General features: G+C 71.4%; 9 protein-coding genes and 1 pseudogene. 4 read left to right on the top strand and 6 right to left on the bottom strand.

Going from position 1 to position 14104, the window contains the following annotated elements; translation table 11 throughout:
- A pseudogene (locus VM306_RS00220) lies at positions 1–246 on the bottom strand (MFS transporter); the annotation flags it as partial.
- A 117-nt stretch (positions 247–363) separates the two neighbouring features.
- Here VM306_RS00220 and VM306_RS00225 point away from each other — a divergent pair.
- Positions 364–1017 (top strand): helix-turn-helix domain-containing protein, encoded by a 654-nt coding sequence (locus VM306_RS00225; RefSeq protein ID WP_325510021.1) that lies wholly within the window; start codon positions 364–366, stop codon positions 1015–1017.
- Between the two features lie 76 nt (positions 1018–1093).
- Here VM306_RS00225 and VM306_RS00230 read toward each other — a convergent pair whose 3' ends face one another.
- The 4 genes from VM306_RS00230 to VM306_RS00245 form a co-directional block, all read right to left on the bottom strand.
- Positions 1094–1423, bottom strand: a complete 330-nt coding sequence (locus VM306_RS00230; protein ID WP_325510023.1) for a hypothetical protein — start codon at positions 1421–1423, stop codon at positions 1094–1096.
- A 115-nt stretch (positions 1424–1538) separates the two neighbouring features.
- Positions 1539–2885, bottom strand: coding sequence for a carboxyl transferase domain-containing protein (locus VM306_RS00235; RefSeq protein ID WP_325510025.1), 1347 nt, complete (start codon positions 2883–2885; stop codon positions 1539–1541).
- Positions 2869–4275: an acyl-CoA synthetase gene (locus VM306_RS00240; RefSeq protein WP_325510027.1), complete on the bottom strand. Its 1407-nt coding sequence runs from the start codon at positions 4273–4275 to the stop codon at positions 2869–2871. Before VM306_RS00240 ends, VM306_RS00235 begins: the two co-directional genes overlap by 17 nt.
- Before the next feature lie 4 nt (positions 4276–4279).
- Positions 4280–5650, bottom strand: coding sequence for an SLC13 family permease (locus VM306_RS00245; RefSeq protein WP_325510028.1), 1371 nt, complete (start codon positions 5648–5650; stop codon positions 4280–4282).
- 136 nt (positions 5651–5786) lie between these two features.
- Between VM306_RS00245 and VM306_RS00250 the strand changes: the two genes are divergently transcribed.
- Together VM306_RS00250 and VM306_RS00255 are read left to right on the top strand one after the other, a co-directional pair.
- Complete coding sequence (locus tag VM306_RS00250) at positions 5787–6488, top strand: FadR/GntR family transcriptional regulator (RefSeq protein WP_325510030.1); 702 nt, start codon at positions 5787–5789, stop codon at positions 6486–6488.
- A gap of 647 nt (positions 6489–7135) precedes the next feature.
- Complete coding sequence (locus VM306_RS00255) at positions 7136–10141, top strand: AfsR/SARP family transcriptional regulator (RefSeq protein ID WP_325510032.1); 3006 nt, start codon at positions 7136–7138, stop codon at positions 10139–10141.
- A 39-nt stretch (positions 10142–10180) separates the two neighbouring features.
- Here the strand turns inward: VM306_RS00255 and VM306_RS00260 are convergent, their stop codons facing one another.
- Positions 10181–10345, bottom strand: coding sequence for a hypothetical protein (locus VM306_RS00260; RefSeq protein WP_325510034.1), 165 nt, complete (start codon positions 10343–10345; stop codon positions 10181–10183).
- A 624-nt stretch (positions 10346–10969) separates the two neighbouring features.
- On the opposite strand from VM306_RS00260, the gene VM306_RS00265 reads away from it, so the two are divergent.
- A complete protein-coding gene (locus VM306_RS00265) occupies positions 10970–14017 on the top strand; it encodes an AfsR/SARP family transcriptional regulator (protein WP_325510036.1) in 3048 nt (1015 codons plus the stop codon).
- Positions 14018–14104: the final 87 nt, after the last annotated feature.

The following is a 14104-nucleotide window of genomic DNA, read 5'->3' on the forward strand; positions in this document are numbered from 1 at the left end:
GTAGTCGGACAGCGACCCGACCACGGGGATCGTCACCAGCAACGCGAACGCGTAGACGCCGAACGCCAGCGTCAGCATCCACGGCGCGAACCCCCACTGCGCCTGGTAGATCGGCAACAGCGGGGTAGGGGCTCCGGCCGCTACCAGGATCGAGACCATCGCCGCCGAGATGCCCGCGAAGCCCGCGCCGCGCGGCAGGAACAGTCCTCTCCTGGTGGTCACGGGGCGGTCGAGGACAGCGGTCATGACAGTTCCTCCACGTCGGGTTGAGGTCACCGACGCTAACGACCGCACTTCGTTATTGCAAGTAAACTCTTCTTTACGAAGTTATCCGAGGATTAACAAGCGCGCTATGGTGGAGATGTGAAGCGACGTGACTACGCCCAGTACTGCGGTCTTGCCCGGGCGCTGGAGCTCGTGGGCGAGCGCTGGGCGTTGCTGATCGTGCGCGACCTCTCAGTCCGCCCCCGCCGCTACACGGACCTGCAGGAAGGTCTCCGCGGCATCCCGACGAACGTGCTCTCGACCCGCCTGAAGGAGCTCGAGCAGGCGGGCATCGTCGAACGCCAGGTCGCCCCGGCCCCCGGTCGCGGAGTGGTCTACGTCCTGACCGAGGTGGGCCACGCCCTCGAACCGTCTCTGATCGCCCTGGGCCGCTGGGGTTCCTCGCAACTGGGCGACCCGCAGCCCGGCTACGTCGTCACCCCCGACGGCGCCGTGTTGAACCTTCGCGCCGCCTTCCAGCAGTCGGAGGCCACGGGCATCACGGCGTCCTGGGAGCTGCACCTCGCCGGCACCGTCGTGCACGCCGTGCTGACCGACGGCAAGCTGACGTCCGGCCTGGGACCCGCACCCGGCGGAGCCGACCTCGTCATCACCGCGCGCTTCGCGGAGGACGAGCTGCCCGCCTACCGGGTCTTCGTGCGGGCGGCCAAGGAGGGACGCGTGGACCTGGACGGGCCGCGCGAGCTGTTCGACACGTTCCTGCGGGTGTTCACCTACCCGCGCGCGGCTTAGCCAGACCGGCCGAGCCGGGCCGGGATCAGGCCGGCGGCCACCGGCGGGGCGTGCGGGAGAAGCAGGCCCGCGAGGATCAGGGCGACGGCGGCGGCGTGGAACGGCCAGGTGGGGCGAGTGGGCCGGGCGGGCTGATGGCCGGGTGCTCGGTGGCCGGGTGCTCGGTGGCCGGGTGCTCGGTGGCCGGTGCGGTTCCCCGTGTCGGTTGAGGGCGTCGGGGTCCGCGATCCGCGATCAGGCCCAGGTCCCGCACCGCACCCGTGACCGTCACCACCCCGGCCAGCGCACCTCCCCGTCCGCCGCGAACATGGGTGTTGCCACGGATGGACAGGTGGCGCCCTCGCCCGTCGGCCTCGCGGGCGTGGCGGGGAGTGATCACGCCCGCGCCCGCCGCACGCACGGGCACTGGCCGTCCTGTTCGGAATCGGCGCGTTCGTGGGGATGATGACCAGGAAGAACCCGTTCTACGGCGTCGTCGGGCTGGTCACGCTGTGCCTCCCCACCTCGTTGCTGGCGTTCTTCTACCTGGCGGTCGCCTGATCCGCCTGCCGGTCGAGCTGGGCGAAGCCGCGCGCGATGCCCAGATCGACGAGGTCCTGCGGCCGCAGCCGCAGCTGGTCCGCCGTCTGCCGCGCCTGGGACGGGTCCCGCTTCAGGATCGCGGTCGCCAGCTCGGGTGAGATGACCGCGAGGTAGCTGTCGGGCGTCACCCACATCCGCTCCGGTGAGGCGAACGCCAGCGCGCCACCGGATCCACCCTCGCCGATCAGCAGCGTCGTGACGGGCACGCGCGCCGAGGCGACCGCCGTGAACATGTCCGCGATGGCCGCCCCGACCCCCGCCTTCTCGGCGGCCAGGTCGTTGGCCGCGCCCGGCGTGTCGACGAGCGTGAGCACCGGGACGCCGAGGCGGTCGGCGAACCTGACCAGACGCGCCGCCGTCCGGAACCCCGCGGGCCGCGTGGCGGTGCCGCACTGCGCCGCGTAGGCGAACGTCCTCCCGCCGCGGTGCCCGAACCCGCACAGCACACCGGGGTCGACGCCACCGGCGCGGTCGCCGTTGACCGGCTCGTGCCAGTCGAAGTAGGCCGCCAGGTAGTCCTTGGCGTGCGGGCGGTGAGGCGCACGGGCGCGTTGCACCGCGTCCCAGCCCGTGTCGGGCAACGTCGTCGCGCCCAGCGTCGCCGGTACGGGAGCGGCCTGGTCAGCCGGGGTGGTGAGCAGCCGCAGCCACCGCCCGAGCCGCGAGCGCAGCTCCTCCAGCGGCATCATCTGGTCGACGAGACCGGCCGCGAACTGCTGCGACACCGAGTACCCCGGCGGCCGCACCCGCGACCCGGCGAACCCGACCTGGGCGCCGCGCAGTCCGAGCACGACGTCGGCGCCCGCCCCGAGGGTGGCCCAGCCACCGCCGGTCGTCGGGTCGCGCAGGACGGCGACGTGCGCGAGCCCTGCCTCGCGGTGCAGCGTGAGCTGGCGGGCGATCCGGGGGAGCTGCATCAGGGCGAGCGTGCCCTCCTGCATGCGGCTTCCCCCGGTCGCGACCAGCGAGACGACCGGCACGCGCAGCTCGCGGGCGCGGGTGAACGCCTGCTCGACGCGGGCGCCGGTCCGGGTCCCGAGCGAGCCGCCGAGGAACCCGAACTCGAACGCCACCAGGACGGCACGGACACCGCCGATCTCCGCGACGCCGCAGACGACGGACTCGCGTTCCCCGGTGCGGGCGGTCGCGGCCGCCAGGGCCTCGCCGTAACCGGGCCACCGCAGCGGCCCGTCGGCATCGCACGTGCCCGGCTCGGCCGGCAGCTCCGTGAACTCCGCCGTCACGCTCCCGATCAGCGAACGGGCCGGCTCACGTCCCGAGGGCACGCTTCATCACCTTGCCCATGTCGTTGCGCGGCAAGGACTCCACGAACCGCACCCGCCGCGGTCGCTTGTGCGGTGTGAGCAGCCGGGCGACGTGGTCGGAGAGCTCGTCCGCGGCGGGCGCGTCACCGGCGGGCACGACCCAGGCCACGATCCGTTCGCCGAGGTCGTCGTCGGGCTCGCCGGTGACCGCCACCTCCTTCACCGCCGGGTGCTCCAGCAGGGCGTTCTCGATCTCGCCCGCGCCGATCTTGTAGCCGCCGCTCTTGATGATGTCCGTCGCCTTGCGGCCGACGATCCGGTAGTAGCCGTCGGCGTCGCGCGTGCCGACGTCACCGGTGCGGAACCAGCCGTCCGCGAACGCCTCCGCGGTGGCGTCCGGCCGGTTCAGGTACTCGGTGAACAGGTTCTGCCCGCGCACCTGGATCTCGCCGATCGCACCGGTCTCGTCCAGCACGGCGCCGTTGTCGTCGACCAGCCGCACGTCGACACCGGGCAGCGGTACGCCGACCGCGCCGGGCCGGCGGTCGCCGTCCGCGCGCACGCTGGTGTTCATCAGCGTCTCGGTCATGCCGTACCGCTCGACCACCCGTTGCCCGGTGGCCGCCGCGATGCGCTCGTGGTCGCGCACCGGCAATGCCGCCGATCCCGACACCAGCAACCGCGCCCGCTTCAGCGCCGCCGCGAGGGGAGCGTTCGTGCCGACCTCCTCGGCGATGCGGTGGTACATCGTCGGCACGCCGAACATCATCGTGCCGTCGCCGTCCAACGCCGCCGTGACGAGGTCGGTCGAGAACTTCCCGAGGTGGTGCAGGGTCCCGCCGCGCCGCAACGGTCCCAGCACGCCGAGGATCAGCCCGTGCACGTGGAACAACGGCAGTGCGTGCACCAGCACGTCGTCCGCGGTCCACTCCCAGGCCTCCGCCACGGCGTCCAAAGTGGACAGGATCGCCCTGCGCGGCAGCACCACGCCCTTGGGTGACCCGGTCGTGCCCGAGGTGTAGACGATCAACGCCGGGGCCTCCGCGCCGGGCTCGGGCGGCAGCTCGGCGGCAGCACCGTCCAGCGTGACGTCCCTGCGCGGCACCGAGTCCAGGCCGGAAGGCAGCTCGACGCCCGGAGCCGCGAGCACCGAGGCGGGCGCGCTGTCCGCCACGATGTGCGCGAGCTCGCGCTCGCCGACCTTCGGGTTGAGCGGCACGGCGGGCACACCGGCGAGCAGTGCCGCGACCACCGCCACGCACGTCTCGATGGTCGGTGTGGCCCAGACAGCGACCCTGGGCGCCCCGGCGAGCTGCTGCGCGAGTGCCCCGGCGCAGGACGCCAGCTCGGCGTGGGTCAGGGCGCGGTCGCCGAAGCGGAGTGCGACGCGGTCGGACTGCGACTCGAACATGAACTCACCAGATTCCCGGGACGACGAGGGCGAGCCACACCAGCGGCGGCGCTGCCGCGACCATGATCCCGCCGTAGACCATGAGCTGCTTGAAGAACTTGTCGCGGTCGACGTCCTGCGCACCGGCCAGCACGAGCGCGCCGTTGGTGGAGAACGGACTCACGTCGACGACCGTCGCCGACACCGCGAGGGCCGCGATCAGCCCGATCGAGCTGACCTCGCCCTGCAACAGGAACGGCACGGCCAGTGGGATCAACGCGCCCATGATGCCGACCGACGAGGCGAACGCCGACACGATCGCGCCGATGTAGCAGATCAGCAGCGCGGCGAGCAGGGGAGCGCCGACACCGGCGACCGAGTCGCCCGCCCACTTGATCGTGCCCATCGTCTGGAGCACGGCGACGTAGGTGAGGATGCCGCAGATCAGCAGCACGGTCGGCCAGGTGATCTGGGTGATGGCCTGCTTGGACGTCTCCGGCCACACCACGCTGAGCAGCACGGCGACCGTGATCGCGGCGAGGCCGACGTCGAGGTCGAACACGAGGGCCGCCACGACCAGCGCGACCAGCCCGGCGAGGGTGGCGATGCGCGGGGCGGTCAGCGTGACGCGCTCCTCGACCTCCGTCGTGACATCGGTGGTGCCGCCGGCCTGAGTGGCCGCGCCACCGCCACCGCTCGCTCCACTGCCGCCACCGCTCGCTCCACCGTCGCCCGGCGTGTCGCTGATGCCGTCACCGTCGCGCTCCAGCGCCGGCGCGTTCAACGGGTGCCGTGCCAACCTCATCCCGCCCAGCACCACGAACACCACCGCGGCGATCAGCAGGTTCACCACGAGACTGGCCAGGAACAGCACGATCTCGCCGCCCGGCAGCCCCTCCTTCGCGACGATGCCGTTCACGATCGTCCCGTAGATGCTGATGGGGGAGAAGCCGCCGGCCTGGGCGCCGTGCACGACCATGACGCCCATCAGCAGCGGGCTGATCCGGTACTTCGCCGCGAACCCCATCGCGATCGGCGCGACGATCGCCACCGCCGCCGGGCTGACCGCGCCGATCGCCGTCAGCACGCCGGTGATCGCGAACATCACCCACGGCATCAGCGCGATCCGCCCGCCGACCAGCCGGATCGCGATGTGCACCAGCCAGTCCGCGGTGCCGTTGGCCCGCGCGATGGCGAACAGGAACGTCACGCCGACCAGCACGACGAACAACGAGCCGGGGAAGCCCTTGAAGATGTCGTCGGTCTTCATGTCCGCGACCAGCGTGCCGACCCCGAAGGCCGCGGCGAACGCCAGCGCCCCCATGTTGATCGACCGCGTCGTGGCGATCACGAAGACCACGACCAGCACGAGTATCGAGATCAGTTCGGCGGACATGCAGGGCTCCCGTCGTTGGGGCTCTCGCAGGGGACGGTGGTAGTGGCAAAGTGGCTGAGCCACTTTCCGCCTGCGGTCCACCGACTGTCAAGAGGTGGCCTAGTGGCTGAGCCACTTGGGCCGATATCCTGGGCAGATGTCCGAGGCACTGCGGCCCATGGTCAAGTCGCGCCTGTACGAGCAGGTGCTCGAACGACTGCGCGCGTACGTGAGCGAGGCGGGGCTGAGCGCGGGGGACAAGCTGCCGGCGGAACGCGACCTCGCGGCGAGCCTCGGCGTGAGCCGCGCGTCGGTCAAGCAGGCGATCGTGGTGCTGGAGGTCCAGGGCCTCGTCGAGGCGCGGCACGGCGGCGGCACCTACCTCGTGCGCGACACCCTCGACGTCGAACCGGTCGAGCAGCTCGTCGAACGCCGCAAGCGCCTGCCGGAGGTCCTGGAGGCGCGCGAGGCGCTGGAGACCAAACTCGCCGAGCTCGCCGCGGAACGCCGCACCGACGCCGAGCTGAAGACCATCGAGGAAGCGCTCGTCTTCATGCGCGACGAGATCGCCGGTGGCGACAACGGCGTGGAGGGGGATCGCCGCTTCCACGCCGCCGTCACCGCCGCGGCCCACAGCTCACTGCTGGCCGACTTCATGAAGACCATCGCCGGTCAGATCACCGAGAGCCGCACCGAGTCGCTGCGTCAGCCGGGGCGCCCGTCCCGCTCACTGGCGCAGCACACCGCGATCTACGAGGCGATCGCGGCGGGCGACCCGAAGAGGGCCGCCGCGGCGATGCGCAAGCACGTGCGCACCGTCGCGAAGGTGCGGCTGCTCACCTGGGTGCCGGAAGACTGATCCGAGGTGCGCGGGTGGAGCCGCGATGCCCACCTCGTCGGCGACTCCTCAACACGGCGAGGCCGTGCCCGGCCACGCGCTCACCCCACCGATCTTTGGTCCTGGCGGAATCCGCTGCGACGCTCGCGTGGTCGTGCCGGTGTAGCGCTGGTGTTTTCCGGAAATTCCTCGGTGATCGTCGGGGAAACCGGAGCGGCAATGCTGGTGAGCCCCATTTCGGGAGGCGCGACTTCTGTTTGACCGCTCGTGCGGGAAACAGATGACGAAGCTGCTGCTGAATTCGAAGGCGTGGTCACCCGGGGGTCGATGGTCATCCGATGTGTCAAGGCGGCGTGTGCTGCTGGTTCGTATCTGGTACGGCCGTGTCAATCGAGTCGCGGATGATACTCGGCTCACGGCTGTCGCGGCCAAATGAGACGAAATTGCTCTGTTCGGATGAGCTGTTGTCGACACTTCAGGTCTGTTAGCATGTTTCTCGTGAAATAGTCTGAATTCTGTTCTTCGGATGCGGTCTGGATTCTGCTCGTGTATGTACATTGGTCCGCCGAAAGTCTCTTTCCGCGGTGAAATCAGTTGCCGACACAAGTCTGGAGCGTGCTCCGTTGTCAGAGCCCGGGTCGACTTGGCTCCGCTTCCACGTCCTGGGAATGCTCGAGTGCTGGGCGGGAACGACGCGGGTGAAGCTCGGTGGTCCCGTGCACGAACGGGTGCTCGTGGGCCTGCTGCTCGAACCCGGCCAGGTGCTGCCGGTCTCGCGGCTGGTCGAGGCGGTGTGGGACGACGCGCCGCCGGCGACGGCCGGGCACCAGGTGCGCAAGGCCGTGGCGAAGCTGCGGCAGGTCATCCCCGGCGGTGCCGAGCTGATCGCCACAGAGGGGTCCGGGTACCGCGTGGTCACCGACGGGGTCTACCTGGACCTCGACGACTTCCTGGCCCGCCTGGCCCACGCCCGTCAGGCCGTGGCGGCCGGCCGGACCGCCGACGCGGTGCAGTCGTTGCAGCAGGCGATCGACCTGTGGCGCGGGCCGGTCCTCTCCGGTGGGGGAGGCCGGTTGATCAGCACGGCGTCCGCCGCGCTGCAGGAGCGGCACCTGGCCGCGGTCGAGCAGCTGATGCAGCTGCGGCTGGACGCCGGGGAGGCCGTCCAGCTCGTGGGCGACCTCGTGGAGCTGGTGGCCGCCCACCCCCTGCGGGAGACGTTGCACGCCCAGCTGATGCTCGCCCTGTTCCGCTCCGGCCGGCAGGCGGAGGCGCTGGAGGCGTACACCCGCGTGCAGCGCCTGCTGGCCGACGAGCTCGGCATCGACCCGGACGCCAGGCTGACCGAGCTGCGCGACGCGATCCTGCGCAACGACTCCTCGCTGGCCGTGGTGCCGCTGCCGGAGCGCCTTCCCGAACCGGTCGCGGACACCGTCGTGCCGGAGTGCTCACTGCCCTACGACCTGCGGGACTTCACCGGGCGTGAGCGGGAGCTGCGCGACCTGCTCGATCACGCGCGCGAACCCGGTGGCCGCAGTTCGCGGATCGTGGCGATCGACGGCATGGGCGGCGTGGGCAAGACGTCGCTGGCCGTGCGCGCCGCCTACCTGCTCGCCGAGCACTACCCGGATGGGCAGCTGTACGTGGACCTGCACGGCTTCACCGAGCAGCGGCAGCCCATGAGCGTCGACGCGGTGGCGGAGACGTTGCTGGGCTCGTTGGGAGCTCCCGGTGACCGCATCCCCGGCGACGCCCAGGGCCGGATCGCCGAGTGGCGCGCGATCGCCGCCCAGCGCCGCCTGCTCGTGCTGCTGGACAACGCGTGGGACGCCGCACAGGTCCGGCCGCTCCTGCCGCCCGGTGCGAACTCGATGATGGTGGTGACCAGCCGTGCGCGGCTGGTCGACCTCGACGGCGCGCACTGGATCTCGCTGGGCACGATGACCCCGGAGAACAGCGCCGCCATGCTGGCCGAGACGCTGGGGGAGAAGCGGGTGGCGGCTGAGCCCGACGCCGCCACGGCGCTCGCCGAGCTGTGCGGGCACCTCCCCCTCGCGATGCGCATCGCGTCGGCGCGTCTGCACAACCGGCCGCGCTGGACGATCGCGTACCTGGTCGAACGTCTGGGCAACGAGTCGCGCAAGCTCGACGAGCTGCGGTCGGGGGAGCGCAGCGTCGAGCTGACGCTGACCCTGTCCTACCTGGGGCTCGAGTTCCGGCACCGCACCGCCCTGCGCCTCCTCGCCCTGCATCCCGGGCACAACGTCGAGGTGTACTCGGCGGCCGCCCTGCTCGGCACCACGCTGCACGAGGCGGAGGAGACCCTGGAGCACCTGCTGGACGTGCACCTCATCCAGCAGCACGAGCTCGGCTACTACGCGTTCCACGACCTGGTCCGCAGCTTCGCGCACCGCCTCGGACGCACCGGCAAGGCCGAAGGCGGCCGTGCTGACAACGATGACGGCGGGCGCGAGGACAGGGAAGCGGTCGCCCGTCTGCTCGACTTCTACGTCCTGGTCACGGACCGGGCGTGCGACCTGGCGTTCCCGGGACGCGTGCCGCTGAGGTCGGGCCTGCCGGAGACCGGGGTGATCGCTCCGCTGCTGCGGGACGCCGACCACGCCAGGGCGTGGCTGGACCACGAGCAGAACGCGCTGCGCGACGCGGTGCTGCTCGCCCACCGCATCGGCCTGCACCGGCACGCCGCCGCGCTGGCCCGCAACGTCGTCTTCCAGCTCGACGCCAAGGGGCAGTTCGAGGACTACCGGGAGGTCGCGGCGGTGGCGGTGGAGGCGTCCCGCCACCTCGAGCACGAGCACCTGCTGCGGATGAGCCTGTCCAACCTGGCGGTGGCGGACTGGAAGCTCGGCCGCTTCTACGACGGGATCGCCGCCGCGACCGAGGCGCTCCAGCTCGCCGTCCGCCTCGGAGACCGGCGTGGCGAGGCCAAGGACACCGGCGTGCTCGGCGTGCTGCTGGGCGCACTCGGCCGGTTCGACGAGGCGTTGTCCCGCCTGCGGGAGTCGGTCGCCCTCAAGCGGGAGCTCGGCGCCAGCCGGGCCGAGGCGGAGTCGTTGACCAACCTCAGCACCCTCTACGAGCAGTGGGGTCACTACGAGGAGGCCGCCGCCGCCGCGCGCCGGGCACTGGTGCTCAACCGGGAACTGGGGGACAGGAACAACGAGCTGGTGTCGCTGACCGATCTGGCGACCGCTCTCCTCGGGCTGGGACAGGACCACGAGGCTCGGGAATGTCTTGACCGGGCACGGGAGCTGATGGACAAGGGATTCCCCGCGGCGGACTGCGCCCTCGTGCTCGCGCTGTCGGCGAAAGCGGCGCACCGAGGGGACGAGCGCGAGCGAGTCAGGGCTTTCGCCGACGAGGCCCTCTCCCTCGGCCGGACGAGCAGGACACCGATCCGGCAGGCCAGGATCGAGAACGTCCTCGGCGGCCTCGAGATGGCGGCCGGCCGGTACGAGTCCGCGCTGGAACTGCACACCAACGCGCACCGGATCGCCTCCGCCGTGAGCTACCAGGTGGAAGAGGCCCGTGCGCTGCTGGGACTGGCACAGGTCCACGAGGCCATCGGGAACGCCGCCGCCGAGTACCGGCGGCGGGCCGACGAGCTCTTCGACGAGCTCGGCATAGACGTGCGGTTCCGGCGATCCGACTGACCTCGCCGCGAACGGCGCCGAGCGCGCGAGCGTGACCGGTCAGCGGATGTTGGGGCCTTCGCCGCCGCCGGGGTCCATGACCGTCAGGTCCGCGGGTGCCGCGATCGACGATCCGCTCGGGTGTGGGGCGGTGGTCTCGCCGACGCTCATCGGAAACGCCGTGACCGCGAGGAAGACGACGAGACCGATCACCCTGCTGCGCATTGAGAACTACCCTTCTCGTTTCCGGAACTGCTTCCGGACCGAATCGTCGTCGAGGTCGTTACCAGGTCGCTACGAACTCGTTCCCGCTCCTGCCGTCCGATCGGGAACCGACCAGAACGCCGGGGGCGGCACCTTCCCGATGTGAGATGGCGATCGGCACCGTATCCGGTCCCGGAGAAGCGTGAAGCGGGAGGCCTCGGCCGCACCGCACCCGACAATTCCGACATCGGACGTGAAATCCTGTTTCGAAGTTGCGCCTGCGCGTGTTCCAGTCTGCTGAAAAGCAGCTGATCAGGTGTGGTGTGCGCAGGTTCGGTGAGGCGTCGGGCTCGTAATGAGACGCGAATTGGCCTGAGTGCGAATATCGGAAATCGACGCTGAGCGGGGTCCGCGTCGGCGGAAATACGGCTTTGTGGAGGGGTTCACCTGCGGCTGTTCTGCTCATCGCCGGTGGGCTGAACGGAGGTGTCCGGAGTTGATGTGAGAACGGGCGAACCGCTGTGTCCCGCGAGCCCGGGATGAGCCGCAGCCGGATGTTGTGGAGTCAGGGGCCGTCGTATTGACTGCGCCACGGTGCCTCCGCCGCTGGATCGGGTGCGCCGCAAGAGTCTGGAGCATGCGCCGTTGTCACCTTCTGAGCCACAACTGCGGTTCAACGTCCTGGGGTTGCTCGAGTGCTGGGCGGGGACGACGCGATTGAGACTCGGCGGGCCGGTGCACGAGCGCGTGCTCGTGAGCCTGCTGCTCGAACCGGGACAGGTGCTGCCGATCTCGCGGTTGGTCGAGGCGGTGTGGGACGACGCGCCGCCCGCGACCGCCGGGCACCAGGTGCGCAAAGCGGTGGCGAGACTGCGCCAGGTCATCCCCGGCGGTACGCGGCTGATCACCACGGAGGGCTCGGGGTACCGGGCCGTCACCGGTTGGGTCCAGCTGGACCTCGACCGGTTCCTGGCCCTGCTCGGCCAGGCCCGTGAGACGGTGGCCGCCGGGTCGGTGGCCGACGCGGAGACCCTGCTGCGGCAGGCGCTCGCCCTCTGGCGCGGCCCGGTCCTGGCCGGTGGCGGCAGCCGCCTGATCGGTGCCGCGTCCGCCGGGCTGGAAGAACGCCGGCTGGCCGCCGTCGAACAGCTGATGGACCTGCGGCTGGGCAACGGCGAGGCGTCCGAGCTCGTGGGCGACCTCGTCGAGCTGGTGGCCGCGTACCCGCTGCGGGAGACACTGCACTTCCAGCTGATGCTCGCCCTGTTCCGGTCGGGCAGGCAGGCCGGGGCTCTGGAGGCCTACGACCGCCTGCGCCGTCTGCTGGCCGACGAGCTCGGGATCGACCCGGACGTCCGGTTGACGGACCTGCGGGACGCGATCCTGCGCAACGACCCGTCGCCGAGCGCACCGCAGCAGTTCCACGCCTCTCACGAGCCGGGGCCCGGGAGCGGTGCGTCCGCCTGCTCCCTGCCCTACGACCTGCGGGACTTCACCGGACGCGAGCGCGAGCTGCACGACCTGCTCGACGTCGCGCGCGAGGCAGGCCGCATCGTGGCGATCGACGGCATGGGCGGCATCGGCAAGACCTCCCTGGCCGTACGTGCCGCCTACCTGCTCGCCGAGCGGTACCCCGACGGGCAGCTGTACGTGGACCTGCGCGGCTTCACGCAGCAGCACCAGCAGCCGCTGAGCGTCGACTCGGTCGCCGAGACGCTGCTGAGGCAGCTCGGTGTGCCGGGCGACCGGATCCCCGGCGACGCCCACGGCAAGGTCGCCGAGTGGCGGGCGGTCGCCGCGCGGCGCCGGCTGCTGCTCCTGCTCGACAACGCGGGCGGCGCCGCCCAGGTGCGCCCGCTGCTGCCGCCAGGGTCGAGCTCGATGATGCTGGTCACGAGCCGGGTCCGGCTGGTCGACCTGGACGGCGCGCACTGGATCTCGCTGGGGACGATGTCCTCGACGAGCAGCCTCGCGATGCTGGCCGACACGCTGGGCGAGAAGCGCGTGGCCGCGGAGCCGGAGGCCGCGGCGGCACTGGCGGAGCTGTGCGGGCACCTGCCGCTCGCGCTGCGGATCGCCGCGGCACGGCTGCACAACCGGCCGCGGTGGACGATCGCCTACCTCGTCGACCGTCTCGGCAACGAGTCGCGCAGGCTCGACGAGCTGCGATCGGGAGAGCGCAGCGTCGAGCTGACCCTGAAGCTGTCCTACCTGGGGCTCACACCCCGGCACCGCGCGGCCCTGCGTCTCCTGGCGCTCCACCCCGGCCACAACAACATCGAGGCCCGCTCGGCGGCGGCCCTCCTCGGCACCGGTGTGGAGGAAGCCGAGGAGATCATGGAGCACCTGCTGGACGCGCACCTGATCCAGCAGTACGAGCTGAGCCACTACGCGTTCCACGACCTGGTCCGCAGCTTCGCGCGACGGCTCGGCCGTCAGCGGGTGGACCGCGAGGACGGCGATGAGGGCGACCACGGCCGGCTGGAGGACGAAGCGGCGGTCGCTCGCCTGCTCAGCTACTACGTGCTGGCCACCGACCTGGCCTGCGACCTGGCGTTCCCCGGCCGGGTGGTGCTGGACTCCGGGGTGCGGGACGACGGCGCCGGTCTGCCGCTGTTGCAGGACGCCGACCACGCCAGGAGGTGGCTGGCCCGGGAGCAGAACGCGTTGCGCGACGCGGTGAAGCTCGCCCATCGGATGGGACTGCACCGCCACACCGCGGCTCTGGCCCGCAACGCCGTCCACCAGTTCGCCGCCAAGGGCCAGTTCGAGGAGTACCGGGAGATCGCCGGGATCGCCGTGGCGGCGTCGCGCGAGCTCGGCGACGACGCCCTGCTGCGGGTGAGCCTGTCCAACCTGGCCATCGCGGACTGGAAGCTCGGACGCTTCCACGACGGGATCAGGGCGGCGACCGAGGGCCTCGACCTCGCCGTCCGGCTCGGGGACCGGCGAGGTGAAGCCAAGGACACCGGCGTGCTCGGTGCGCTGCTGGGCGCGCTCGGCAGGTTCGACGAGGCGTTGTCCCGGCTCCAGCGGTCCATCGCCCTCGAGCGGGAGCTCGGAGCCGGCCGGGCCGAGGCGGAGTCGCTCACCACCCTCAGCACGTTGTACGAGCAGTGGGGTCACTTCGAGGAGGCCGCCGACGCGGCCCGTCGCGCGCTGGAGCTCAACCGGGAGCTCGGGGCGAGGGACGACGAGCTGGTGGCACTGGCGGACCTGGCGACCGCCCACCTCGGGCTGGACCAGGACCGGGAAGCCCAGGAACACCTCGACCGGGCGGTGGAGCTGATCGACGACACCTCACCTGCCGCGGACCGCGCCCTGGTCCTCGCGTTGTCCGCGGAAGCGGCTCACCGGCGAGGCGAACGCGATCGCTTCGAGGCCCTGTCCGGCAGGGCCCTCACCCTCGGCCGGACCAGCAGGACACCGATCGGGCAGGCCAGGGTCGAGAACATCCTCGGTGGCCTGGAGCTGAGCGTCGGTCGCGCCCAGACCGCGCTGCAGCTGCACACCACCGCGCACCGGATCGCCGCCGAGGTGGACTGCCGGGTCGAGAAGGCCCGCGCACTCCGAGGTCTCGCGCGGGCCCACGAGGCGATCGGGGACGTCGCCACCGCTGCCGAGCGACGGCGGCAGGCCGACGAGCTGTTCGACGAGCTGGGGATCGGCGCGCGGTTTCCCCGCTCCAGCTGACAACGCTGTCATCCGTCCGGGACCTCACCGCCGCGGCTGAGGCGGGAGCGCTCCGGACGTCCGCGGTGGCGATCAGCCGAGCGGTTC

The organism is Lentzea sp. (assembly GCF_035525475.1).
Classification (GTDB): Bacteria; Actinomycetota; Actinomycetes; order Mycobacteriales; family Pseudonocardiaceae; genus Lentzea.

Coding starts and splice junctions, on each gene's coding strand:
- VM306_RS00250 (WP_325510030.1), top strand. CDS start 5,787: ATGTCCGAGGCACTGCGGCCCATGGTCAAGTCGCGCCTGTACGAGCAG.
- VM306_RS00245 (WP_325510028.1), bottom strand. CDS start 5,650: ATGTCCGCCGAACTGATCTCGATACTCGTGCTGGTCGTGGTCTTCGTG.
- VM306_RS00260 (WP_325510034.1), bottom strand. CDS start 10,345: ATGCGCAGCAGGGTGATCGGTCTCGTCGTCTTCCTCGCGGTCACGGCG.
- VM306_RS00255 (WP_325510032.1), top strand. CDS start 7,136: ATGCTCGAGTGCTGGGCGGGAACGACGCGGGTGAAGCTCGGTGGTCCC.
- VM306_RS00240 (WP_325510027.1), bottom strand. CDS start 4,275: ATGTTCGAGTCGCAGTCCGACCGCGTCGCACTCCGCTTCGGCGACCGC.